Raw genomic sequence first — 23,501 nt, 5'->3', positions numbered from 1 at the left:
GCCATATGTGCAGGTACGTCCTGTTGCCCTACGCTCTACGCCTTGCGGCCGGAGCGGCGGTAGGCATAGGCCGCGTACGCTCCGAAGATCAGCAGCCAGACGACCAGCACCACGATGCCCGTCATGCTCGGCGCCTCGCCGTCCGTCGTGTTCCAGCCCAGCTCGCCGAAGCGGTAACCCGGCGTCCACTTGGCCACCGAAGCCATCCAGCCCGGGAACTCGGTGATGGGGAACCACAACCCGCCGACCAGCGCGAGCGCCAGGTTGCAGACGATGTTCGTGACGTTCGTGGTCTGGGACGACAGCTGGTAGCCGTTGGCGATCCCGAGCATGGTGAACGGCAGCGAGCCGACCCACAGCAGCAGCGTCAGCACGACCCACTTCCAGGCGTCCAGCCGCACACCATTGACGATCATGGCCGTGAGCAGGACCACCACGATCGCCGGCAGCACCATCAGCGAGCCGGTCACCGCACGCCCGAGGACCACCTGCGCCGGGGACAGCGGCGTGATCCGCAGCTGCCGCAGCCACCCCACGGCCTTGTCCTCGGCGACCGCCGTGCCCGAGCTGAGCCCGGCGCTCAGCGCACCGTACGCCGCCAGCCCCACCATCGCGGTCACGGCCCAGTCGTCCGTTCCGCCGGAGCCGCCGCCGACATTGGTGAACATGATGTACATCAGCATCGGCGTGCCGATGCCGAAGATGACGAAGCCGGTGTCACGGAACGTACGACGCAGCTCAAGATTTACGTAGTTGGAAACGAGGGCGATCGAACTGGCCATCACGCGCCTGCCTTCGGGGTCTGGACAGCGGAATCGGACGAGGCGGAGGGAACGAACGGGCGGTCCGCTTCACGACCCGAGTGGTGCGCCGTCAGGGCCAGGAACGCGTCCTCCAGGCCCGCCGGGGCGACTTCGAGACCCCGCGGTGACACCACGCCCGGAAGGGCGCTGACCGTCGCGTCCGAGTCCGACGTACGCAGCCGCACCCGGCCGTCGACGACCTCGACCGACAGCACGCCCGGCAGCGCGGCCAGGCCGTCCGGAACCGGACCGTCCGGCACGGTGAAGGAGACCATGCTGGACCCCACCGTGTGCTTGATCTCCGCACTGCTGCCGTCGGCGATCAGCTGCCCACGGTCGATGACGACGATCCGGTCGGCGTTCTGGTCCGCCTCCTCCAGATAGTGCGTGGAGAACAGCACCGTCTTGCCCCGGTCGGTGAACGCGCGCATCGACTGCCAGAACAGCCGGCGGGCCTCCACGTCGAGCGCGGCCGTCGGCTCGTCCAGCACCAGCAGATCGGGGTCACCGGCCAGCGCGACCGCGAAACTGACCCGCTGGGCCTGGCCACCGGAGAGCTTGTCCGCGCGCCGCCCGGCCAGCTCGGTCAGGCCAGCCAGCTCCAGCGCCTCGTCCACCGGCATCGGGTTGGGATACGTACGGGTCACGAAGGACACCAGCTCACGCACCGTCACCCGGGAAACCGGCTTGGAATCCTGCAGCATCGCGCCGACCCGGCCGTCGCTCACCGCATGGCTCGGGGACTTCCCGAACAGTTCCACCGTGCCGGAGGTCGGGTCGTCCAGCCCCAGCAGCAGGCCGATGGCCGTCGACTTGCCCGCGCCGTTGCGACCGAGCAGGGCGACTCTCTCGCCTGGTCCGATGGTGAGATCAAGTCCGTCGACGGCGCGCACCGCGCCGAACTCCTTGACAGCGCCGGTGAATCCAACCACCGGTGTCGCCCTGTGTGTTGTCGTCATGGGCGGAACTCTAATGAGGATGACCAGTCATTCGGTAGCCAGAGATGTAGGGATTTCAGGTGTGTGGAAAACATCCGGTGACCGGTCACTGCCACGGTGAACTGCGATTTCCCGGTACGTCCCGGAAAATATCCCGGTTACCCCTACACCTACCCCTAGACACCCCTGTCTCTGGAGGGGTACGGGGTGAGCGGATCACCACGCCCCGATTCACCGTACGGTAGTTGGTGATTCCACACAGCGGGAAAGGACCGGGTGACCGATGACTGGAAATCGACGTGCCGTGGTGTTGGGCGGTGGTTTCGCCGGCGCACTCACCTCTTCGATGCTGGTCCGGTATGTCGACGAGGTGACAGTCGTCGACCGGGACGAATACCCGCACGGACCGGAGCTCCGCAAGGGCGTTCCACAGGCCCGCCACTGCCACATTCTGTGGTCCGGCGGCGCCCGAATCATGGAGTCGCTCATCCCGGGGACGACCGACCGCCTGATCGAGGCCGGCGCGCACCGTATCGGAATTCCGAACGGTCTCGTTTCCTACACCCCCTTCGGATGGCAGCACCGCTTTCCGGAGACCGAGTTCACCATCGCCTGCAGTCGCGCACTTCTCGACTGGACGGTGCGCGATCAGGCACTGCGCAACTCCCGTATCTCGGTACTCGACCGGACCGAGGCACTCGAACTGACCGGCACCGCCGAACGCGTCACCGGTGTCCGGGTACGCGACAGCGCCTCCGGCGAGGAAAGGGTGCTGGAGGCGGACATCGTCGTCGACACCACCGGCCGCGGCTCCGCGATGAAGCGCTGGCTGGACCGGCTGGGAGTGGCGGCCCCGCAGGAGGAGTCCGTCGACACCGGCATGGTCTACGCGACCCGGATCTTCCGCGCGCCCGGGACCACCGACGGCACGTTCCCGCTCGTCAGCGTGCTCGCGGACTCGCGCGAGGGAGGGCCCGGCCGCAACGCCGTGCTGATGCCCATCGAGGGCGACCGCTGGATCGTCACGCTCTCCGGTACGCGCGGCGGCGAACCGCCCGCGGACGAGGCCGGATTCATGGCGTACGCCCGTGAAAGCGTCCGGCACCCCCTGATCGGGGACCTGATCGCGGGCCTGGAGCCGCTGACCGGCGTGCAACGCTCACGCTCCACCATCAACCGGCGCCTGCACTACGACCGTCTCCCGGCCTGGCCCGAGGGCCTGGTGGTGCTCGGTGACGCGGCGACGGCCTTCAACCCCGTCTACGGGCACGGCATGAGCGCCGCCGCCCGCAGCGTCGCGGCCTTCGAGAAGCAGATACAGCTGCGCGACCTGGACCCCGGCCTCGGCCGTGCCGTTCAGCGCGCCGTCGCCAAGGCGGTCGACGACGCCTGGATGCTGGCCACGTCCGGCGACGTGAACTACCCCGACGTCGAGGTCGACAGCCACGACCCGAGGCTGACCGACGACGACGGCACCCGACGCCGAGATTCGGACGTGATGAGCAGCGTCGCGACCCGCAACCGCGAGGTCAGCCGCGCCGCCGTCGGTCTGATGACGCTCTCCACCACCGTCGCCGAGATCCAGACCCCGTGGCTGCTCGCCGCACTGCGCCGCGGATTCGAGGTCCCGGCGCTGACCGAGCCGCCGCTGACCCCGGAAGAACTCACCGTCCTGCCCACCCTCAGCCACGCCACCCGCTGACCCCGCCCCGACGGGCGGAGCGCGGACAGAACCACCGCCCCACCCCAGCCGCTCCCCTCCGGCCCCCCTGGAGCGGGAGCCGTCCGGACCCCCACGCCGTCTCGGTCATCCCCCGTCCGGGACGTCGTCGGGCACCCGGCATCGCGCCTCGCCGGCGCGCGCACAGCGCAGCCGCCGGCGAGGCGCAGCGAGCACAGCCCCTCGTCATCGACGGGCGTTCCGCCACGCACGGGTGAGCCGGGCGGCGGTCGGGCAGGGGGAGCGTCGGCAGGCCGCGCACGCATAGGTGTGGCCCACCAGGATGAGGTACTCCACTTCACCGCGGGCGGCGGAGCCCTTCAGAGCAGCAGTCACCGGTGGTCCTTCCAGCAGATGGGACAGCAACGGGGGAACCACAGGGCCGAGGCATCGCTCGCGTCGACCGGGCGGGGGCCGAGGTCGTGCGCCGTTCCGTTCAGCAGAGGCGCACCACAGAGGCAGCAGTTCGTGCCGCGCCGCTGTTGTTCCGTCAGCGCGCCGACCGGCGGCAGGTCCCTCACGCTCATGGTGCCCCCGGCTCGTCGCTGATCAGGTAGGACCAGGGTGACGGGCCGGAAGGGGTACAACGCTCACGGATATGTGAGCGTCGGCCGGCCGGGGAGCGCGGCCAGGGTCTTTCGTCCGGATCCGGCCCGATCCGGACGAGAGGCCCTAGAGGCCGACCCAGGCAGCCATGTGCCCGAGGGCGTCGGGAGTACGCCGCGAAATATGGACCAGGCCCTTGACGGTCTCCCGGGCGCCCGGGTGGTAGCGGGTCTGTTCGGGCGCCGCGCGCCGGGCATCGACGATGCTGTCGAGAGCGGCCTCGGTACGACCGGTCTCCATCTCCGACCTGGCCCTGTCGATCAGGAAGTGGGCACGCCGGGAAGCGGCCAGGGAGGGCGGGAGCTTGATTCGCCCGGCCTGGGTGAGGGCCTCGTCGTACTGCCGCATCTCGACCGCTGCCGACATCCTGTGGAGCGCGACGTTCGTCGGGCCGAAGGACAGCCAGTGGATGGCGGACGCGTCCCCGGTCCGCGCGGCGCACTGCATCGCCTCGGCGATGTGAGTGACGACCACGGCCTTCGCGCCGGCGCGGGCAGCGATCACGGACGCCCCGAGATGGAGCTGCCCCGTGACGGCGATCGCCTCGCGGGTCTGCTCCGCCGCGCCGACAATGGCGTGGCCGGAGGTGACGAGGCGCTGCCCGATGGCGTACTCGCCCTCCCGGAAGTACACCAGGGCCCGCATGTACTGGCGGATGGCGGCCAGGCAGGGATCGGAAGCCCGATGAGCGGCCCAGTCCATGCGGTCCAGGGCGACGCTGGCGAGGTCGTAGTAACCGAGCTTCACGCTGATGTCATGGGCCGTACGGTACGTCGAGGCCAGCGCCTGCCACAGCTCCGTGGACCGGTGCCGCCATGCCGCGGTGGTGAGCTCCGCGATCGCGGCGGGCAGCCGCCGGGCGGCGTTCCGCAGATGAGTCGCCCTGACCAGGGCACACAACTCATCGGCGAGTGCCGTCAGTTGACCGGCCGGCCGGTCGGGAACGGTGTCATCGGCCCCGAGGTCATACAGGTCGAGTGCCTCGCGGACGGGACGCACCAGCTCGGCGAGCCGGTCATGCTGCAGTTCGGTCACGTAGGGCTGCCCGGTCAGCAGAGTGACATCGATCCGGAGCGCCTTGGCCACGGCCGCGACGAAGCCGAGGTTCGCCGGCTTGGCGCCGCACTCCACCTGGTTCAGGAGGCTGTACGAGTACGGAATCCGATCGGCCAGCTGCCGTTGGGTCAGTCTGGCCAGCTTCCGCTGCTCCTTGATGCGGGAGCCTGTGTGGTCGTCGTCCTGCCTGGGCACACCGGCCTCCGTTCCCGAATCGTCATCCGGAACGGTACCCGCGCGGGCACGTGCCGGATTCCCCGTCGGACGCTGTTCCACCCGGTCCGGGGGCAGTTGCACATGTGATCGGATGGCCGCATGACGACTCTGTACCTGTTCGGGGCGGCTGCCCCTCCCGTTCTCGAAGTTTCCCAGGTCATCGAGGAAGCTCACGCCCGCGGGTGGGAGGTATGCCTCGGGCTGACGCCGACGGCGGCCCGGTGGATGGGTGACCGGCTTCCGGATCTGGCGGAGCTGACCGGGCACCCGGTGCGCTCCGAGTACAAGCTGCCCGGGGAACCGGACGTATGGCCGAAGGCTGACGTGATCCTGTTCGCCCCGGTCACCTTCAACACGGTCAACGCGTGGGCCCTCGGCCTGACGGGCAAGTTCGTCGTGGGGGTCGTCGCCGAGGGCATAGGGAAGCGGATCCCGACCGTGGCGATGCCGTGTGTGAACGCGGCCTACGTACAACACCCGGCATTCGACCGGTCGGTGGAGACGCTGCGCGGCGCCGGGGTGACGGTCCTCTACGGCTCGGGCGGATTCGAGCCGAACCAGCCGGGCGAGCGCCGCCCCGAGGGCTTCCCCTGGCACCTCGCCCTGGACGCGGCCGACGCACACCGGGAGGTGTAGTCGGCGGATCGCGGCTCATGCATGCACCACCGCTCCGCGCCGCGTCACGGCTCGCTCTACCTCGTCTGTCTCGCGTAACTCGCGTAACTCGCCACGTGTTACCGGGGCGTGCGCGAGGCCCAGGACCGGCGTCCGGCCGCCAACGGACCGGGGCGCAGGGCCAGGGCTATCAGGAGGCCCGTCGCCGCGAAACCGGAGCCGGTGGCGAATCCGGCGGACATGGTGTCGGCGAAGTCGGAGTACCCCGCCGACGCGGTGACCAGCAGCGCGATGCACAGTGATCCGCCGATGGCCTGGAGCGCGTTGAGGACGCTGCCCGCCGAGCCGAGCTCTTGGGGCCGCAGCCCGGAGGTGGCCAGTACGGTCGCCGGAACCACGCAGCACGTCATGCCGGCGCCGAGCAGGACCAGCGAGGGCAGCACACCCGTCAGATACGGGTCCTCGTACCGCAGGCGCGAGAGCCACAGGTTCTCGACGGCGAGCGCGGTGGCACCGATGGCCATCATCGGCTTCGGCCCCAGGCTCCGTTCGATGCGCGGGGCCACCGCCGCGGTGGCGGCCATCGCCAGCGGTACGGGCAGCAGCGCGAACGCGGCCGTGAGCGCCGACCAGCCGTGGTGCTGCTGGAAGAACTGGCTGAGGAAGAAGTACGCGCCGGTCAGCGCCCCGGGCAGTACCAGCATGCTGCCGAACGCCAGCGCCCGGTTCCGGTCCTTGAACAGGGCGAGCCGCACGATGGGCTGCTCCGTACGCCGCTGCGAGCCGATGAACGACGACAGCAGCACCAGCCCGGCCAGCAGCGGCCCCGCCACCCGCGCGGAACTCCACGGATGTTCGCCGGCCTGCGACAGGCCGTACACCACCGCGCCGACGCCCGTCGCGGAGAGCAGTGTGCCGCGCAGGTCGAAGCGGCCGCGGACCCGCTCCGTCTCTTCGACGACGCGCGGTGCGAGCAGGACGATCGCCAGCCCCACCGGCACGTTCAGCAGCACCAGCCACCGCCAGGAACCGACCGAGCCCAACGCCCCCGCCAGCACCAGGCCACCGGCCGTGGAGGACGCGCCCACCGCCGTGCACAGGGCGATGGCCCGCTTGCGGGCGGGACCTTCGGGGAAGGTGGCGAGCATCAGCACGAACCCGTTGGCCGCGGCGAACGCGGCCCCGGCGCCCTCCACCGCGCGTACCGCGATGAGCAGTTCGCCACCGGTGACCGCGGCCCGTGCGGCGGCCGCGGCCGTGAACAGGCCCACGCCCGCGACGAACATCCGGCGCCGCCCCAGAATGTCCCCGGCCCGGCCACCGAGCAGCAACAGCCCGCCGAAGACCAGCAGATAGGCGCCGATCACCCAGGAAGCGGCGAGCGCCGACAGTCCCAGATCCGCCCGGATCCCCGGCAGCGCGATGTTCATGATGGGGTCGTCGAGCTGGATCATCGCGTTGCAGCCGGCGATGACGGCGAGGGCGAGTCCGGGCCTGGCGCGCCGGCCGGGTTCCGTCGGGGCGGGCGCTGCCACCTCCAGCGGGGACTCGGACACAGACGCGGACATGAACTGCCTCCCGTGGTACCTGGACCCGATGACCACGGCACGGTCTCAGGAAACGCTGGAGCAGCGTTCGAGACCGGGACGAGAGGGGTGTGGACGGCGGGCAGGGCTGCGGACGGCCGGGATGTCGGACGCGTCCGGATAGCGGTGAGCCGACGTCCCGAGCTGGTCACCACCGCGAGCTGAGCGCGCCCGCGCACAGTGAATGGCCATGACCACCACGACCTACCAGAGGCTGATCGACCTGCTGGGTGAGGGCCGCGCCCGCTACCGCCTCATCGACCACGCCCCCGAGGGCCGCACCGCCCCGGCCAGCGTGCTCCGCAGCCATCCCCTCACCCAGGCGGCCAAGTGCCTGGTCGTACGGGTGGCGCTGGGCCGGAAGGCGCGCCGCTACGTGCTGGCCGTGATACCCGGCGACCGCAGGGTCGACCTCGACGGCCTGCGCGATCTGTACGGCGGCACCGAAGCGTCCTTCGCCGCCCGCGATGTCGCCGAGCAGCTGGCCGGCAGCGTGAGCGGGACCATCATCCCGTTCACCTTCCACCCGGAGCTCGAACTGCTCGCCGACCCGGACCTCCTGGCCCACGACGAGATCTACTTCAACGCCGCCCGCCTCGACCGCTCGGCGGCCCTGGCCACGGACGACTATCTGCGGCTGGCCGCCCCTCGGGTGCTGCCGATCGCCCGGCCCGGGGAGGCTCCCACCGCCCTTCCCATCTGAGACCCGGAGACCGTCCGGGATCCGGAGGCAGGCTGGCGGGGTGGAGATGGTCGCCGCTACTGAGCGGCCGCCTTGATCTTGTTCCCGCAGGACTCCATGCCGCACCACTGCCGCCGCATCCCCCGGGAGCGGCGATGTGGACACGGGTGCACTCGGGATTGCCGCACTTCTTGAGCAGGGGTACGTCCGGCCCGCTCAGGAGCTCGACCGCTCGGCGCGCCACGGTGGACAGGGCTTCGTCCGGCGTCGCTTCCGTCCAGCGTCCCGAGGCGGTGAGCTGCGGTGCGGCGGGCGGTCTGCGCGCCGCACCGTTCAGTACGTCCAGTGCGTCGCCGGCGTACGCCTCACCGGGACGGCGGGCCGCGACCGGTTGGTAGACGGCCTCCCGTACGGCGATCGCGCGGTCGACATCGGCCCGGTCGCCGGGGGAGACCGCGTCGACGATGCCCGATTCCAGGTACCACGCCCTCAGCCGCTCAGGCGTCACGAGCATTTCGAACCGCACCGAGCGCCGTCCCCGGAGCGTCGCGGCGAAGTCGAGCGCCGGATCTCCGCATACGAAGACATGCTCCAGGTTCACATCACCATTCCGGTAGGTGACGACCGTGTCGGCAAGGCTCATCACCTGCCGGAGCACAGCCGGATCTCGCGGCCCTGCCAGCGTCTGCGCAGCCAGCGGTCGTGGCTGGCCAGGACGATCGCGCCGGGCCCGGTGCCCAGGGCGGCCTCCAACTCGTCGCACAGCCGAGGGGACAAGTGGTTCGTCGGCTCGTCGAGCAGCAGCAGCTCCGGCGGACGCGCCACCAGGAGCGCCAGCGCGAGCCGGCGGCGCTGACCGACCGACAGCTGACCGACCGGCTTGTCCAGGTCCGCCTCGTGCAACAGCCCCAGCGAGCGCAGCGGAATCTTCTCCGCCCGCTCGGTGCCGAGCGAGCGCTCGTAGGTCTCCCGCCCGGTCCGGTCCGGGCGGGAGAACACGGTGTCCTGGGCCAGCAGACCCACCGTCAGCCCCGGCCGCCGTCTCACGTCGCCCTCGGCCGCGAGGCGCCCGGCGAGCACGGACAGCAGCGTCGACTTCCCCGTGCCGTTGCCGCCCGTGACGAGGAGGCGCTCGGTCGCCGGTACGTCCAGTCGCGCGATGTCGAGCCGGCCCGGAACCCGTACATCGCGCAGGGAGACGAGGGAGGCGGGCGAGCCGGGGGAGTCGAGGGAGCCGGGCGAACCGGGGGAGCCGTCCACCGGGTTCTCGGCGGGGGCGGGCGCGGTGGCGGCGAGTGCGGTGGCGTGGAAACGCAGCGGCTGTGGTGGTTCACCGGTCTGCCTGCGCTCCAGCCCGTCAAGCCGGCGCGTGGCATTGCGCACCCGCCGCGAGATCTGGCCCTGCACCCGCCCGGCGCGATGTCCGTAGCCCATCTTCTCGTTGTCGCGCCGCTCCCGGTCCGGTGCCACGAGGCGTGCGGTGACTCCGGCCGAGTGGCGCAGCGCCGCCAGCTCCTCCTGCTCCTCGGCGTACCGCCGCTCCCAGCGCTCCCGCTCGGCGCGCTTCTCGGCCAGGTAGGCGCTGTAGTTGCCGCCGTAGCGGACCGGGCCGTCCATGGCCGGATCGAGGTCGACCAGATCCGTGCAGACGGCGTCGAGGAAGGCCCGGTCGTGGCTGGCCACCACGACGACCCCGGGCAGACCGCGCACCTGCTCCTCCAGGAAGGCGGCGGCGCCGTCGTCGAGGTGGTTGGTCGGCTCGTCCAGCAGCAGCGCCGAAGGCCGCCGGACCAACAGCGCGGCCAGCGCCAGCCGGCCGCGCTGCCCACCGGAGAGGGAGCCGAGCTTCCGGTCGTGCCGGAACGCGCCGAGGCCGAGCCCGTCGAGCACGATCGCGGCCCGCCGGTCGGCGTCCCAGACCTCCCGGTCCTGGGCCTGTTCCAGCCGCCGGCCGTACGTGTCGAGCAGCTCGGCGTAGCCGGGGGAGTCCTGCGACACGTGGGCGAGCCGCTCGGTGAGGCGTTCGAGCTCGGCCAGGTCGTCGCGGGCCTCCCGCAGTGCCTCGTCCAGCACGTCGGCGATCGTCGACGCGTCGTCGAACGGCAACTCCTGGTGCAGAAAACCCAGGTCGGCAGGGCGGGTCACGCTCCCGGCATCGGGTTCCTCCACTCCGGCGAGCAGCCGCAGCAGCGTCGACTTGCCGACGCCGTTCTCCCCGATCAGCCCGATGCGGTGGCCGGGGGAGGCGGTGAGGGAGACGCCGTCGAGAACCCGTCCGGCCCCCAGAGTGCGGACGACGTCACGGGCGAGCAGGGACGGTCGAGACATGGTGGTCCACCTGATGTGATCAGTGCTCGGCCCGCCGGGTGGTGTCCCACCTCGGGCGCGGGCCCGGTCGACACATCAGCGGCTCACATCTCGGGCGCCCCCGTCTCCCGCGCTCCCGATTCACGCGTTCCCGTCTCCGGCGCTCCGGTCTCCGTCAGCCCGCCGTCGGCCAGCCGCAGCCACCGGTCCACGCCGATCCGGGCGAGAAAACGCTCGTCATGGCTGACCACCACGAACGCTCCCCGGTACGAGCCCAGCGCGCTCTCCAACTGACCCGCGCTCACCAGGTCGAGGTTGTTCGTCGGCTCGTCCAGGAGCAACAGCTGCGGAGCCGGTTCGGCGCACAGTACGCAGGCCAGCGTGGCGCGCAGCCGCTCGCCGCCGGACAGCACCCCGACCGGGAGATGGGCCCGGGGGCCCCGGAAGAGGAAGCGGGCGAGCAGATTCATCCGCTCCGCCTCTGTCCGGTGCGGTGCGAACGCGGTGAAGTTCTCCGCGACCGTACGGTCGGGCTCCAGCAGGTCCAGCCGCTGCGAGAGGTAGGCGATCCGGCCGTCGGCCCGCTTGATCTCCCCGCCGTCCAGCCCCAGTTCGCCGTTGAGCAGCCGCAGCAGCGTGGTCTTCCCGGAGCCGTTGGAACCGGTCAGCGCGATGCGTTCGGGGCCCCGGACGGTCAGGTCGATGCCCGCTTCGGCGAACACGTCCCGACCGTCGTGGCGTACCTGCATCCGCTCGCCGAGGACGAGTGTGCGTCCGGCCGGCACAACGGTGTCCGGCAGGTCCAGCGTGATGCGCTGCTCGTCGCGCAGGGCGCGCCCCGCCTCGTCCAGCCGGGCCTTGGCGTCGGTGACCCGGGACGAGTGCAACTGGCCCGACCGGCCCGCGGACTCCTGGGCGCCGCGCTTCATGTTCCCGGCGAAGATGCGTGGCAGGCCCGCGCTCTTGAGGTTGCGGGCGGCATTGCTCGCGCGACGCTCGGCGCGTTCGCGGGCCTGCTGCATCTCCCGCTTCTCCCGCTTCAGCTCCTGTTCGGCGTTGCGGATGTTCTTCTCGGCGACCTCCTGCTCGGCCCGTACCGCCTCTTCGTACGCGGTGAAGTTGCCGCCGTGGAAGCGCAGTTCGCCGCGTTCGAGCTCGGCGATGCGCTCCATCCGGTCGAGCAGCGCCCGGTCGTGGCTGACCAGCAGGAGGCAGCCGGTCCAGTCCTCCAGTACGTCGTAGAGCCGGTGGCGGGCATCGAGGTCGAGGTTGTTGGTCGGCTCGTCGAGCAGCAGTACGTCGGGCCGCTTCAGCAACTGGGCCGCCAGGCCGAGCGAGACGACCTGGCCGCCGCTGAGCGTTTTCAGGCTCCGGTCGAGGGCGAGATGGGCGAGGCCGAGCCGGTCCAATTGGGCCCGGGTGCGTTCCTCGATGTCCCAGTCGTCGCCGATGGCCGTGAAGTGTTCCTCGCTCACATCCCCGGACTCCACGGCGTCCAGGGCCCGGATCACCGTGGCCACGCCCAGGACCTCGGCAACCGTGAGATCACCGGTCAGGGGAAGGCTCTGCGGGAGATGGCCGAGCGTGCCGCTCACGGACACGGACCCGGTGTTGGGCCGCAGCTCGCCGGCGATCAGCTTGAGAAGGGTGCTCTTGCCGGAGCCGTTGGGCGCGACCAGGCCCGTCCGGCCGCTTCCCATGGTGAAGGACAGGTCGTCGAAGACCGGGGTGTCGTCGGGCCAGGCGAAGGAGAGGTTCGAGCAGATGATGGCGGCGTCGGACATGGAAAGACCTCGAATGAGATACGGGCAGGCGCAGAATGCTGCCCGGAACATGGAAGAAGGGGACGACTGAACGGCCACGACGGCGATGCTCCTGGGCATCGGCCGGTGGCCTGACAGGTCGGGGTCTCACCCCGAGATGTCGTCGTCACCCACCATGTCTGGTCTCCTCGATACGCGATCAACGCTCTCGCGAGCTTAACAGCAGCCCGTCGGTGGCTCCTCCCGATTTTCCCGTCGAGCGGAGGGGACGTACGAGGGGCGGGCGCGGGACGGGCGCGGGGCTACAGGCCGAGGCCGGCGGCCAGGCAGGAGAAGGACATCCACGAGCCCTCCGGGTCGTACGCGTCCCTCGCGGACTTGTTCGGCGAGGCGGGCCTCACCTCGACCATGTCCTGGTAGGGGACGCGCTCGGGCAGTTTCCCGAACCGCTCGTGGCGAGCCACTGCCGCACTGTCCGCCGTGATCTCGACGGTCTCGCTCTTCACCATGTTCGCAGCACTCGCAGTGCCGGCGGTTCTCATGGCCGGACTCCGCTCGATCGGTTGCGGACCGCGCCGTAGCGCCGGGCTGCCATCAGCGTCACATCGGATGTGTCATCTGTCGAGCCGGTGACGATATCGGCTCACACGTATGGTGTTCGGCTTGTGCCCTCGACGAACTCGATGGAGGAGAACCGGACATGGCAGCCCCGTACCCGCCGATCGACCCCTACGACCACGGAATGCTCGACACCGGCGACGGCAACCTCATCTACTGGGAGACCTGCGGAAACCCCGACGGAAGGCCCGCTCTCGTCGTCCACGGCGGCCCCGGTTCGGGCTGCTCGGAGGGTCCGCGCAGGTCCTTCGACCCGGAGCGCTACCGGATCATCCTGTTCGACCAGCGCGGCTGCGGCCGGAGCACACCCCACGCCGCCGACCACACCACCGACATGAAGCTCAACACCACCGAGCATCTGATCGCCGACATGGAGCGGCTGCGCGAACACCTCGGTGTCGAACGGTGGTTGCTGTTCGGCGGCTCCTGGGGTTCCACGCTCGGCCTCGCGTACGCCGAGCGATACCCGGAGCGGGTGTCGGAGATCGTCCTCGCCGCTGTCACCAGCACCCGCCGCAGCGAGATCGACTGGCTCTACCGGGGCGCGGGCCGGTTCTTCCCGGAGGCGTGGGAGCGATTCCGCAACGGTGTCCCCGAGGCCGACCGCGGCGGCGACCTCGTCGGGGCGTACGCCCGCCTCATGAACGACCCCGACCCGGACGTACGGGCCAGGGCCGCGACCGACTGGTGCGCCTGGGAGGACGCGGTCCTCTCCGCCGAGCCGAGCGGCATGCCCAACCCGTACGGGGGCCGGCCGCCCCGGGCCATGCTGGCGCTCGTACGGATCTGCTCGCACTACTTCGCCCACGGGGCCTGGCTGGAGGAGGGACAGCTGATCCGCGACGCGGGACGCCTGGCGGGCATCCCCGGAGTCCTGATCCACGGCCGCCTCGACATCAGCGGACCGCTCGACACGGCCTGGGAACTCGCCCACGCCTGGCCCGGCTCGGAACTCGTGGTCATCGAGGACTCCGGCCACAAGGGCAGCGCCACCATGAGCGAGGCCCTGTACGCGGCGTTCGATCGGTTCGCGCAGCGGTAGTAGGCAGCGGCAGCCGGCGCGGACGCCTGAGTGCGCGAGTGCGTGCGTATCCGCATCACCCCAGGAACGCCGCGACCGTTGCCACGAACCGGTCCGCGTCGTCGAGCCAGGGGTAGTGACCCGCTCCTGGCTGTACGACGAGTGAGGCACCGGGGAACGAAGCGGCCGCCTCGGCCACCGACCGGGGTGGGCTGTTCACGTCGAACTCCCCGGCGAGCAGCAGGACGGGAGCCCCGAAGCCGGCGAGCGCCGCGCGGGTGGCATTCGGCGTGAAGGCGCCCTCGGCCGCGAAATGGGCGACGGCCTCTTCGTTCTCCGGTCGGCTCGCCGCCAGGTGCCGCTGCGCCGCGGCGTCCCACCGGCCGTAGAAGAAGGGGCCGATGGCCTCCCGGTCGCTGCCGGTTCCCCCGGTGATCGCCTCCAGGGCGGCGAACGCCGTCGGGAACCACGGCTCGTCCCCGCGAAGCCGCGCGAGTTCACGCCGGGCCTCCCCGCCGATCGTGATTCCGAGGGCCCGGGTGCCGGGGGCGATCAGGGCGAGCCTGCCGACGCGCTTCGGGTGGCGCGCCGCGTACTGCGTCGCGAGGTTCGCTCCGGCGGAGTGGCCGAGCAGGTCGATCCGGGGGAGTCCGAGGTGGGTGCGCAGGGCCTCGACGTCCGCGACGAGGCGGTCGCAGCGGTAGGAGGAGGCGTCGTCGGGAACCGCGGACCGACCGGTGCCGCGAAGGTCCAGTACGACGAGCCGGCGGTGCGCCGACAGGCCGCCGAGATCGCCGAGGTAGCGGGAGTCGACAGGGCCTCCGGGGATGCAGACGACGGGGTCGCCGCCGTCACGGCCGTCGTTGTCGTCACGGCCGTCGCCGTCTCCGTGTACGCGGTAGGCGAGCCGGGTTCCGTCAGGTGCGAAGAAGGTGGGCATGGGAGGGACCATGCCACGCCATAACCTGGTTGTACAATCTGGTTATGGCGCTGGATCCGTGAGGTGTATAACCGACTCATGGCAGGCGAAGAGAGCACGCACCGGATCCCCGGGGCGCTGACCGAGGAACAGGCCGGGCGGATGCTCGCCGACATGAACGAGGTCATCCGCGCGGGCGAGGAGACGCGGAAACTGCGCGCCGAGATGATCAAGCTGTTCATCGGCTTCGGCTGGACACAGGACAGGATCGCCCGGCTCGCGGCCATGAGTCAGCCCGCCGTGTCCAAGCAGATGGCGAAGTACCGGCAGGACGACGATCCGGCGCCCCCGATGGAGCTCTCCCTCGACCAGTACGACACCCCGTGGCTCGAAGGGCGGCTGTGGGCCCTCGCCGAGGAGATCTCGGAGACCCTCTCCGACACCGCCCGCTGCACCCGCTACGTCAACGCCGTCGCCCGGGGCAAGAAGCGCTTCACCCCCGAGAACGTCGACGAGCTGCGGCGCCTCGTCGAGGAGGACCTGAGACTGCACCGGGCGACGCTGCCCGTCGGCTACCGGGACGCGTACGACAGGATCGGCCGCGGTCTCGACGTCCCCTCGAAGCCCCCCGCCACCACTGCCACCGCGTCGGCCTCCGTGCGCCGCGCCCTCGCGCACCGGATCCAGCGCGACCGGCTCAGGGGCGACGCCTGATCCTCCGGGCGGGGCCGTCCACGTGCACCGTTCATTCGGCGGGACGGCCCCGGTTGCTCCCCCCGGGAGAGCGGCCGAGACTGTCGAGGAGCCCGGCGGCCGCGCACCGGGGACGCATGCTGTCTGCCCGAGAGCAGGAAGAACATGGCCTTCACCGTTCCCACCGACATCGAGAACCGCCCGGTCGCCGTCATCGGATCCGGCACGCTGGGCCGCAGGATCGCCCTGATGTTCGCCACCCGAGGGGGTGAGGTCCGTATCTACGACAAGTCCAAGGAGGCGGGCGAGGCGGCACGCGCCTACGTGGCGGAGAACGTGGCCGAGGTCGCCGCCGAGATCGAGGGCGGTTCCCCGGGGCGGGCCGGTGTCACGGACGACATGGCGGAGGCGCTCGCCGGAGCCTGGCTCGTGGTCGAGGCCGTTCCCGAGCGCCTCGATCTGAAGAAGAGCATCTACGGCCAGCTGGACCGTCTCGCCGACCCCGACGCCATCCTGGCCAGCAACTCCTCCTCCTACCCGACCAGCCGGTTCATCGACGAGGTCAAGCATCCCGAGCGGGTGCTGAACATGCACTTCTACATGCCGCCCGGGCAGAACGCGGTCGACATCATGTCCGACGGCCACACCGACCGGGCGATCATCGACCTGCTGGAGCGCGAGCTGCCGCGCTACGGCGTGCACCCCTTCGAGGCGCACAAGGAGTCGACGGGCTTCATCTTCAACCGCATCTGGGCCGCCATCAAGCGTGAGTCCCTGGCGGTGGTGGCCGAGGGCGTCTCCACTCCGCAGGACGTCGACAAGATGTGGCAGATCAACATGGGCACGCCCACGGGACCGTTCCGCATGATGGACCGCGTCGGCCTCGATGTCGTCCTGGACATCGAGAACCACTACGCCGTCGAGCGCCCCGACCTGCCCGCCGGACCGCGCGAACTGCTCAAGAGGTACGTGGACGCCGGGCACCTCGGAGTCAAGACCGGCCAGGGCTTCTACGACGACTACGCCGACAACCCCTGACCGCCGCCGACCCCCTGACCGCCGCCGACCGTTCCTGACCGCCGCTGACCGTCGTGCGTAGACGCACGCGTATGCAGTTGAGCGTTGTGGCTATGGTTCGTCTCGCCGGGTCGGAGTTGACTGATCCGTATGACGAACGAACAGAACATTCAGCAGGCCGACTCCAAGACGATCCTGGTGATCGGTGGCACCGGAAAGACCGGGAGCCGGGTGGCGGAGCGGCTCACCGCGCAGGGGCTGCCGGTGCGCGTGGGATCCCGCAACGGCGGGCCGCCCTTCGTGTGGGAGGACCCCGGCACCTGGGAGGCGGCCCTCGACGGCGTCGGATCCGTATACGTCACCTACTACCCCGACCTCGGGTTCCCGGGAGTGGCCGAAACCATTGGCGCCTTCTCCGAACTCGCCGTGAAGAAGGGCGCCCGCCGGCTGGTGCTGCTCTCCGGACGCGGCGAGGACGGCGCGGTCAACAGCGAGAACAAGCTCAAGGAGTCGGGCGCCGACTGGACCGTCGTACGGGCCAGCTGGTTCAACCAGAACTTCAGCGAGAGCTTCTTCCTGGATCCCGTACTCGCCGGTGAGCTGACGCTGCCGACCGCCGAGGCCGTGGAGCCGTTCGTGGACGTGGAGGACATCGCCGACGTCGTCGTCGCCGTACTCACCGACGACAGGCACATCGGCAGGACGTACGAGCTGTCCGGGCCCCGGTCGCTGAGCTTCCGGGATGTGGCCGCCGAGCTGTCGCGGATCGTCGGCCGGGAGATCACGTACACCCCGGTCGGCCTCGACGACTACCGGGCGTTCCTCCGGGAGAACGGGCTGCCCGTCGAGTTCGCCGATCTGTTCGCCCTGATCCTCGACGGGCGCAACGCCGGGGTCGTCAACGGGGTGGAAGAGGTACTCGGCCGCGAGCCGCGCGACTTCTCCGCCTTCGCGAAGGACGCCGCCGCCACCGGAGTCTGGAACGTCTGACAACGCCGGGCGGGCGGCACCCTGGCAACATCTGAGAGTGCCGGTACGGATCGCCGGTACGGATCCGGCCCGGTGCCGCACCCGCCGGCCGAATGGGGGATCACCACATGGACGTGCTCACGGGACTCCTGGACGGGCCGAAGGCACGCGGCGCGTTCCTGCTCAAGTCCGTCTTCGACCCGCCCTGGTCGCTCCGTGTCGAGGACCGCGCTCCGATCTCCCTGGCCACCATGGTCCAGGGCAGCGCCTGGGTGATGCCGGACGACGGCGTGCCGGCCCTCATCGGCCCCGGCGACATCGCCGTGCTGCGGGGCCCCGACCCGTACACGATCGCCGACGCGCAGGACACTCCCGTCCAGATCACCGTCGGCCCCGATCAGCGCTGCAACACCGTCGTCGGCGAGGACGTCACCGACACGATGGCACTGGGGGTGCGGACCTGGGGCGACCCGCTCGGGCAGGGCTCGTCCGTGATGCTCAGCGGTACGTACCAGGCGCCCGGCGAGATCGGCCGCCGGCTGCTGGGAGCCCTGCCCACCCTTCTGGTGCGGCCCGCCGCCCTCGGCGACACCCCGCTCGTGGACCTGCTGGCCGAGGAGATCGGCCGCGACGAGCCGGGACAGGAACTGGTCCTCGACCGCCTCCTCGACCTGCTCTTCGTCAGCGTGCTGCGCGCCTGGCTCGCCGAGCCGGACGCCGGTGCGCCGGCCTGGTACCACGCCCGGTCCGACCCCGGAGTGGGGCCCGCACTGCGACTCCTGCACGGTGATCCGGCCCATGCGTGGACGGTGGATTCGCTGGCCCGCAAGGTCGGCATCTCCCGGGCGGGCCTCGCCCGCCGCTTCACCGAGGTCGTGGGGGAGCCGCCGATGACGTACCTGGCCTCCTTGCGGCTGGCCATGGCCGCCGACCTGCTGCGCGAATCGGACGTCACGGTGGCCACGGCGGCGCACCAGGTCGGCTACAGCAGCGCGTTCGCACTGAGCGCGGCCTTCAAGAGGGTGCGGGGAGTCAGCCCGCAGGAGTACCGCAGGAGTGGTGCCTCGCAGATCGTCCTGCCCCCGGCGACTCCGTCCCGGACCGTGGTGCTGGGCGGGGTGTGACGTCCCGGTCCGCCCGAGGAGAGGGGCCTTATCCGGGGACCTCCGTGCGCTCCCACCATTCGTAGACGGGCAACTGCCCCTCGGCCGTTTCCCGGTGGCGTGCCGTGGCCCTGAAGTGTTCGTATCCGCCACGGAACGGGACCTTGATGTCGGGCCCGGGTGCGGTGAGGGGGACGATCCGGTCGGGGAGATCGTCGGGGCCGCCTTCGAGGACTGCTTTCGGTGCGTCGGTCATGGCGAGAGTTTCTCCGGGGGGTGGTCCGGCTCCTCGGTGACGCGCCGACGGGGTCACCGTCGCCCGCCGCGCCCCACTCCGACGGCGCGCATGGTAACTTCGTAACAAGTTGAATAGTATCCCTCCGGGAGGTGGGCGGGTGCTGCAGATCCAGATCGGCGCCGAGCGCGCGGCGGACCCGGACGACCGCCTGATGCGGACCACCCTCGGGTGGCGCCGGGGCATGAGCGAGGACGAGGCATGGGAAGCCGGGCGCGGCATCTGGAAGTTCAACGCCGACCGGGCCCTGTCGCAGGACGAGGTGCAGATCATCAACACCGAGGGCACGGTCCTCGCGGTCGCGAGGATCATCGGCATCTCCAAGCACGGTGACCGTTACGCTCTCGAAGGCGAGCTTCTGCGTGACGACCCCCGTGTCGGCCGCCCGACCGGTAGCCCGCATCTGTCCCGTAACCCCGTCACCTACATCTGACGGGCCCCATGACACTTCAGTCGCCGCGAAGGGAGCGCTCCGGTGAGTGACTTCGACGCCATCGACGCGCTGCTCGCGGACGTCGGTCCGCAGGCCGAACTCCCGCCGCCGGACGTCCGGCGCGAACTGCGGGAGCAGGCCAGGCTCTCCAAGGCCCAGGTGGCCCGGGCGCTCGGCGTGAGTCCCGGCACGGTCGGCGCGTGGGAGGGCGGCCGCGACCCGTCGGACGAGGTCCGCGCCAAGTACGCGTATCTGCTGGACGGACTGGCCGCCAAGTTCCCCACCGAGCCGGGAGAGGAAACGCCGCCCGCGGAGGACGAGAGCGAGAGCGAGAGCGAGAGCGAGGACGGAGCCGGGGAGGGGGACGAGGCCGCGGACGAGGTGGAGTCCCTTGCCGCTGCCGAGCCGTGCGTGCTGTGCGGAGCACCTGCCAGGCACCGGGTGGCGGGCTTCGCCCAGCACCTGGACCCGTCCGACTGCCGCCCCGCGACCGCCGCCGGTGCGCAGACCGCCGGTGCGCAGTCCACCGGTGCGCAGTCCACCGGTACAGAGCCCGCTGGTACGCAGCCTGCCCACGCGCAGCCCTCCAGTTCGCAGTCCACCAGGACGCGACCCACCGGTCCACCGGTCCCTGAAGCCACTCCGCACCCGGCCAGGAGCCCCCGGAGCCCGGCCAAGCGTGCGTTCCAGGAGCAGTCCGGACCCGGGGACCTGATCGGGCAGACCGTTCAGGCGGCGCTCGCCGAGCACCGGGGCGACGTCGAGGCGGCCCTCGCGGCGCTGCTGAAGCGGGCGATCCCGGACGCGATGCGACTGCTCGACGAGACCCGCAAGGGCGCGCGGTACGACATCGTCGCGCACCCATGGATCCCGGACATCCTCCGCAAGCAGACCTCCAAGGGCGCGGACCGGATCTGGGAGGCGCGCCCGAAGTGGACCCGTTGTGAACTGCCGCCCGGCCGCCACGAGGTGACCGCGCTCGACATCAACGGCGCCTACCTCTCCGCCCTGAAGACCCACCTCCCGCTGGGCCAGTTGGAACACAGCGCCGGATTCGCCCACGACCGCCGCCGCGCCGGTGTCCACCTCATCACGCCGCCCGCGTGGGAACACGAGGCGGTGCTGCCCAACCCGATCGGCAACCGGGACGAGCCGGGCCCGCTGTGGGTCACCGAACCGACCCTGCGCCTCCTGCTGCGCCTCTCCGGCCCGAAGCACGCCCTGTGCGAGCCCCCGGAGATCCACGAGTCCTACACGTCCGGGGCGACGGAGAACCTGCTGGAGAAGTTCCGCGTCGCCCTCAAGGAGGCCCGGGACACGGCGATCGCCGCCGACGACGAGGTGACGCTGGAGTACGTGAAGGCGATGTACTCGAAGTTCGTCTCCACGATGGGGGAGTCGAACTACAACCGGGAGCTCTACCGCCCGGACTGGATGCACATCATCCGCAGCCAGGCGTTCTCCAACCTCTGGATGAAGGCCCTCAAGGCCCACGGCGAGGGACTCACCGTCGTACGCGCGATGGGCACCGACGAGCTCCACGTCATCGGCGACTGGCACCGTGTCTTTCCCGAAGGCCGCGGCGTGACCGAGGTCAAGATGAAGGACATCTATACCGCGGGTGTCGATGACGTCGACCCCGCCGAGAACACCGAGGACACCGAAAACACCGGGGACATGTCGGGGGAGGAGGAGTAGATGCCCGAGAGGACCATCGACTTCGGGAAGTTCGGCGCCCGGGGCATCAAGGGCAGTGACGCCGTCGCACGCAAGCTCGACGAGCTGTCGGGCGGCATCGTCACCCCGGTGACCGTGAAGCGCGGTCTCATGGCGCGCCTGCACTACCTCACGAAGACGGAACACAGCCGCCGGGCGGCCAGGGACGCCGGACTGATGGTGACCGACCGCACGCTGAAGGCGTGGCTGGACGAAAGACGCAGTCCGACGAAGGCCAACCTGGAGCGCATCGACGCCGCTTACCGCCAGGTGCGCCGCCAGAACGTCGCCAGGCACCTCCTCCGCCGCCTGAACGCCGGCGGCGGAACCCGGGTGGAGATCCACCCGCTCAACCAGTCGCAGGTGCCGCGACCGCTCCAGCGGATGGTGGAGTACCGCACGATGAACGTCCGCCGTTGGGACCGCATCGTCGAGGCGTGGGCGTCCGGCGACCACCAGGGCCTGGACGACGCCTGGGAGGACACCATCGTCGACCTGGGATCGCAGTGGGGGCAGTACGAGTACGTCACCAACATCGGCTTCGCCGCGTAGCCGACCGGCCCGCTGCCGCCGCGCGACTTGCCCCTCCTGCAACAGGAGGTCCTACGTTCCGTGGCATGAAGATTGTTGTTCATGACACGGCGTCCGCCATGGCCGATCTCTTCCGGCGCCCGTTGGGGGAGCGGCCCGACGCCCTGCGAGAAATGCTCGCCCCGCTGCAGAACGCGATGTCCGCGGTGAGCGACATCGACACGTACCGGATGCACACGACGGGCTGTGGATTCCGGATCGACCGTGAGGACCCGCGCTACCTGACGGCCCTCGGGCAGCTGCGGGACGCGGGAGTGTGGGACCGGATCGAGGACTGCCTCGCCGCCGCGTGGGAGCGGCTGAGCGGTGCGGCGCCCGGAGTCGGGAGCGCCGAGACCGTGCACGTCGTCCTGGTGCTCGGCAATCCCGACGACGACCTCCTGACGGTCCGCAACCCCGGCTACCTCGGCATGGGCGGCATCCCGGGAGCGATCCAGCTGACGATGTGGCCCACCCGGGCCGGCCTGGCGCACATCGGCCACGCCGCCGCACACGAGCTCCACCACAACGTGCGGTACGCCAACGTGGTCTGGAACCCCATGACGGTCACGGTCGGCGAGCAGGTCGTGGCCGAAGGGCTGGCCGAGGCGTTCGTACGGGAACTGGCCGGTGAGCAGGCCATGGGGCCCTGGTCGACGGCGCTCTCCGGCGCGGAACTGGACGACGCGTACGAGAAGGTCACGGCCGGGATCGATGTCGCCGGAATGCAGAACCTGCCCGCGTACGTGTACGGCGACGCCACCGCGCAGCACCTGGGGTGCCGCCCCGTAGGGCTGCCGGACTTCGCCGGGTACGCGGTGGGTCTGCGGATCGTGGACGCCCATCTCGCGGCCACCGGCCTGACCGCCGCCGGGAGCGTCGCGCTGCCGGCGCGCGACATCCTCACGAACGCGGGCGTACCCACCGGGGCGCCGACCCCGGACCCTCCCGGCGCGGCAACGGACCCCGCAGCCCCCGACCCGACGAGCCGGGCGACACTGGACGGATGACCGGCGACACCCCCGAGCAGCGACCCGCCACCACCGAGGAGGACGCCGGTGCGCCCGGCCCCGGCAGCCTCGCCGTCGGCCGGGCGGCCGCCCTCGTCGGGGTGAGCGTGAAGACGCTGCACCACTGGGACGCGATCGGTCTCGCGCGCCCGAGCGGGCGCACCTGGGCCGGACACCGGGTGTACTCGGGCGACGACATCGCCCGGATCCACCGCGTCCTCGTCTACAAGGAGCTCGGTTTCCCGCTCGCCGAGATCGGCCGGATCCTCGACGACCCGGACATCGACGCACACGACCACCTGCGCCGACAGCGGTCACAGCTCGTGGAACGCATCGCCCGCCTGCAACGGATGGTGCACTCCGTCGACCGCATGATGCAGGCGTCGAAACCCGGGATGCGGCTGACGCCGCAGGAACAGGTCGAGATCTTCGGCGCCGACTGGCAGCCCGCCCGGGTCGACGAGGCCGAGGACCGCTGGGGCGACAGCGCTCAGTGGGCGCAGTACGCGGAGCGGGCCGCCGCGATGACGCCGGAGGACTGGAAGAAGACCGCGGCGGCGACCCAGGCCCTGAACGCCGACCTCGCCACGGCGAGGCGCGCCGGAGTCGTACCGGGCTCCGATACGGCGAACGGCCTCGCGGAGCGGCACCGCGCCATGATCTCGGCCTACTTCGACTGCACCCACGCGATGCAGGTGTGCATCGCGCGGATGTACGTCGACGACCCCGATTACGCCGAGCACTACGACGCGCTCGCGCCGGGCCTGACCGTCTGGCTGCGCGAGGTGATCTTCGCGAACGCCGGGGCGCGGGGCGTCGATCCGGAGTCCGCGAGGTGGGAGTGA

The 23,501-nt window shown here is 70.8% G+C and carries 23 protein-coding genes and 1 pseudogene; 13 read left to right on the top strand and 11 right to left on the bottom strand.

The genetic code is table 11. From position 1 onward, the window contains the following. Positions 1 to 35 precede the first annotated feature (35 nt). The gene (locus tag ACFVH0_RS13880; protein WP_385819783.1) at positions 36 to 782 is read right to left on the bottom strand and encodes an ABC transporter permease; all 747 of its coding nucleotides are present in this window, start codon (positions 780 to 782) and stop codon (positions 36 to 38) included. Further along, on the bottom strand, positions 782 to 1,762 hold the full coding sequence (locus ACFVH0_RS13875) for an ABC transporter ATP-binding protein (protein WP_385819782.1): 981 nt from the start codon (positions 1,760 to 1,762) through the stop codon (positions 782 to 784). Before ACFVH0_RS13875 ends, ACFVH0_RS13880 begins: the two co-directional genes overlap by 1 nt. Positions 1,763 to 2,024: 262 nt before the next feature. On the opposite strand from ACFVH0_RS13875, the gene ACFVH0_RS13870 reads away from it, so the two are divergent. Next, entirely contained in the window at positions 2,025 to 3,443 is a 1,419-nt protein-coding gene (locus ACFVH0_RS13870) for an NAD(P)/FAD-dependent oxidoreductase (protein ID WP_385819781.1), read from the top strand. 204 nt (positions 3,444 to 3,647) lie between these two features. On the opposite strand, the gene ACFVH0_RS13865 is transcribed toward ACFVH0_RS13870, so the two are convergent. Further along, entirely contained in the window at positions 3,648 to 3,797 is a 150-nt protein-coding gene (locus ACFVH0_RS13865; RefSeq protein ID WP_385819780.1) for a hypothetical protein, read from the bottom strand. 336 nt (positions 3,798 to 4,133) lie between these two features. Further along, positions 4,134 to 5,318, bottom strand: a complete 1,185-nt coding sequence (locus ACFVH0_RS13860; RefSeq protein WP_385819779.1) for a helix-turn-helix domain-containing protein — start codon at positions 5,316 to 5,318, stop codon at positions 4,134 to 4,136. A 120-nt stretch (positions 5,319 to 5,438) separates the two neighbouring features. Here ACFVH0_RS13860 and ACFVH0_RS13855 point away from each other — a divergent pair, with 120 nt between their 5' ends. Beyond that, positions 5,439 to 5,975, top strand: coding sequence for a flavoprotein (locus tag ACFVH0_RS13855; RefSeq protein WP_385819778.1), 537 nt, complete (start codon positions 5,439 to 5,441; stop codon positions 5,973 to 5,975). A 98-nt stretch (positions 5,976 to 6,073) separates the two neighbouring features. Here the strand turns inward: ACFVH0_RS13855 and ACFVH0_RS13850 are convergent, their stop codons facing one another. Further along, positions 6,074 to 7,522: an MFS transporter gene (locus ACFVH0_RS13850; RefSeq protein ID WP_385819777.1), complete on the bottom strand. Its 1,449-nt coding sequence runs from the start codon at positions 7,520 to 7,522 to the stop codon at positions 6,074 to 6,076. A gap of 208 nt (positions 7,523 to 7,730) precedes the next feature. Between ACFVH0_RS13850 and ACFVH0_RS13845 the strand changes: the two genes are divergently transcribed. After that, on the top strand, positions 7,731 to 8,243 hold the full coding sequence (locus ACFVH0_RS13845; RefSeq protein ID WP_385819776.1) for a YbaK/EbsC family protein: 513 nt from the start codon (positions 7,731 to 7,733) through the stop codon (positions 8,241 to 8,243). Positions 8,244 to 8,299: 56 nt separating this feature from the next. On the opposite strand, the pseudogene ACFVH0_RS13840 reads toward ACFVH0_RS13845, so the two are convergent. From ACFVH0_RS13840 to ACFVH0_RS13825, 4 genes and pseudogenes are all read right to left on the bottom strand, one after another. Next, positions 8,300 to 8,823 (bottom strand): annotated as a pseudogene (locus ACFVH0_RS13840) (CGNR zinc finger domain-containing protein). A 41-nt stretch (positions 8,824 to 8,864) separates the two neighbouring features. Next, entirely contained in the window at positions 8,865 to 10,550 is a 1,686-nt protein-coding gene (locus ACFVH0_RS13835; protein ID WP_385819775.1) for an ABC-F family ATP-binding cassette domain-containing protein, read from the bottom strand. Positions 10,551 to 10,633: 83 nt separating this feature from the next. Beyond that, positions 10,634 to 12,313 carry a ribosomal protection-like ABC-F family protein gene (gene abc-f, locus ACFVH0_RS13830; RefSeq protein WP_385819774.1) on the bottom strand — a complete coding sequence of 560 codons (1,680 nt, stop codon included), beginning with the start codon at positions 12,311 to 12,313 and terminating at the stop codon, positions 10,634 to 10,636. A 281-nt stretch (positions 12,314 to 12,594) separates the two neighbouring features. Further along, on the bottom strand, positions 12,595 to 12,834 hold the full coding sequence (locus tag ACFVH0_RS13825) for a hypothetical protein (protein ID WP_385819773.1): 240 nt from the start codon (positions 12,832 to 12,834) through the stop codon (positions 12,595 to 12,597). A gap of 158 nt (positions 12,835 to 12,992) precedes the next feature. On the opposite strand from ACFVH0_RS13825, the gene pip reads away from it, so the two are divergent. Further along, positions 12,993 to 13,952 carry a prolyl aminopeptidase gene (pip, locus tag ACFVH0_RS13820; RefSeq protein ID WP_385819772.1) on the top strand — a complete coding sequence of 320 codons (960 nt, stop codon included), beginning with the start codon at positions 12,993 to 12,995 and terminating at the stop codon, positions 13,950 to 13,952. 55 nt (positions 13,953 to 14,007) lie between these two features. On the opposite strand, the gene ACFVH0_RS13815 is transcribed toward pip, so the two are convergent. Continuing rightward, positions 14,008 to 14,871: an alpha/beta fold hydrolase gene (locus tag ACFVH0_RS13815; protein ID WP_385819771.1), complete on the bottom strand. Its 864-nt coding sequence runs from the start codon at positions 14,869 to 14,871 to the stop codon at positions 14,008 to 14,010. A gap of 78 nt (positions 14,872 to 14,949) precedes the next feature. Between ACFVH0_RS13815 and ACFVH0_RS13810 the strand changes: the two genes are divergently transcribed. From ACFVH0_RS13810 to ACFVH0_RS13795, 4 genes are all read left to right on the top strand, one after another. Continuing rightward, the gene (locus ACFVH0_RS13810) at positions 14,950 to 15,564 is read left to right on the top strand and encodes a sigma-70 family RNA polymerase sigma factor (RefSeq protein ID WP_385819770.1); all 615 of its coding nucleotides are present in this window, start codon (positions 14,950 to 14,952) and stop codon (positions 15,562 to 15,564) included. Between the two features lie 144 nt (positions 15,565 to 15,708). Continuing rightward, positions 15,709 to 16,581, top strand: coding sequence for a 3-hydroxyacyl-CoA dehydrogenase family protein (locus tag ACFVH0_RS13805; protein WP_385819769.1), 873 nt, complete (start codon positions 15,709 to 15,711; stop codon positions 16,579 to 16,581). Positions 16,582 to 16,710: 129 nt separating this feature from the next. Further along, positions 16,711 to 17,550: an NmrA family NAD(P)-binding protein gene (locus ACFVH0_RS13800; RefSeq protein WP_385819768.1), complete on the top strand. Its 840-nt coding sequence runs from the start codon at positions 16,711 to 16,713 to the stop codon at positions 17,548 to 17,550. A 107-nt stretch (positions 17,551 to 17,657) separates the two neighbouring features. Continuing rightward, positions 17,658 to 18,653: an AraC family transcriptional regulator gene (locus ACFVH0_RS13795; RefSeq protein ID WP_385819767.1), complete on the top strand. Its 996-nt coding sequence runs from the start codon at positions 17,658 to 17,660 to the stop codon at positions 18,651 to 18,653. Positions 18,654 to 18,681: 28 nt separating this feature from the next. Here the strand turns inward: ACFVH0_RS13795 and ACFVH0_RS13790 are convergent, their stop codons facing one another. After that, positions 18,682 to 18,888, bottom strand: a complete 207-nt coding sequence (locus ACFVH0_RS13790) for a DUF5988 family protein (protein ID WP_385819766.1) — start codon at positions 18,886 to 18,888, stop codon at positions 18,682 to 18,684. Positions 18,889 to 19,027: 139 nt separating this feature from the next. On the opposite strand from ACFVH0_RS13790, the gene ACFVH0_RS13785 reads away from it, so the two are divergent. The 5 genes from ACFVH0_RS13785 to ACFVH0_RS13765 all read left to right on the top strand — a co-directional run bounded on the left by ACFVH0_RS13785 (position 19,028) and on the right by ACFVH0_RS13765 (position 23,501). Continuing rightward, positions 19,028 to 19,360: a hypothetical protein gene (locus tag ACFVH0_RS13785; RefSeq protein WP_124723588.1), complete on the top strand. Its 333-nt coding sequence runs from the start codon at positions 19,028 to 19,030 to the stop codon at positions 19,358 to 19,360. Between the two features lie 42 nt (positions 19,361 to 19,402). Next, positions 19,403 to 21,058 carry a helix-turn-helix transcriptional regulator gene (locus ACFVH0_RS13780; protein WP_385819765.1) on the top strand — a complete coding sequence of 552 codons (1,656 nt, stop codon included), beginning with the start codon at positions 19,403 to 19,405 and terminating at the stop codon, positions 21,056 to 21,058. Next, complete coding sequence (locus ACFVH0_RS13775) at positions 21,059 to 21,628, top strand: transcriptional regulator (protein ID WP_385819764.1); 570 nt, start codon at positions 21,059 to 21,061, stop codon at positions 21,626 to 21,628. Positions 21,629 to 21,693: 65 nt separating this feature from the next. Then, positions 21,694 to 22,656, top strand: coding sequence for a DUF2268 domain-containing protein (locus ACFVH0_RS13770; RefSeq protein ID WP_385819763.1), 963 nt, complete (start codon positions 21,694 to 21,696; stop codon positions 22,654 to 22,656). After that, complete coding sequence (locus ACFVH0_RS13765; protein WP_385819762.1) at positions 22,653 to 23,501, top strand: MerR family transcriptional regulator; 849 nt, start codon at positions 22,653 to 22,655, stop codon at positions 23,499 to 23,501. Before ACFVH0_RS13770 ends, ACFVH0_RS13765 begins: the two co-directional genes overlap by 4 nt.

It is taken from the genome of Streptomyces sp. NPDC127117, assembly GCF_042677325.1.
Taxonomy (GTDB): domain Bacteria; phylum Actinomycetota; class Actinomycetes; order Streptomycetales; family Streptomycetaceae; genus Streptomyces.
The sequence above is the reverse complement of the archived record's forward strand: the minus strand, read 5'-3'. Positions and strand labels throughout refer to the sequence as shown.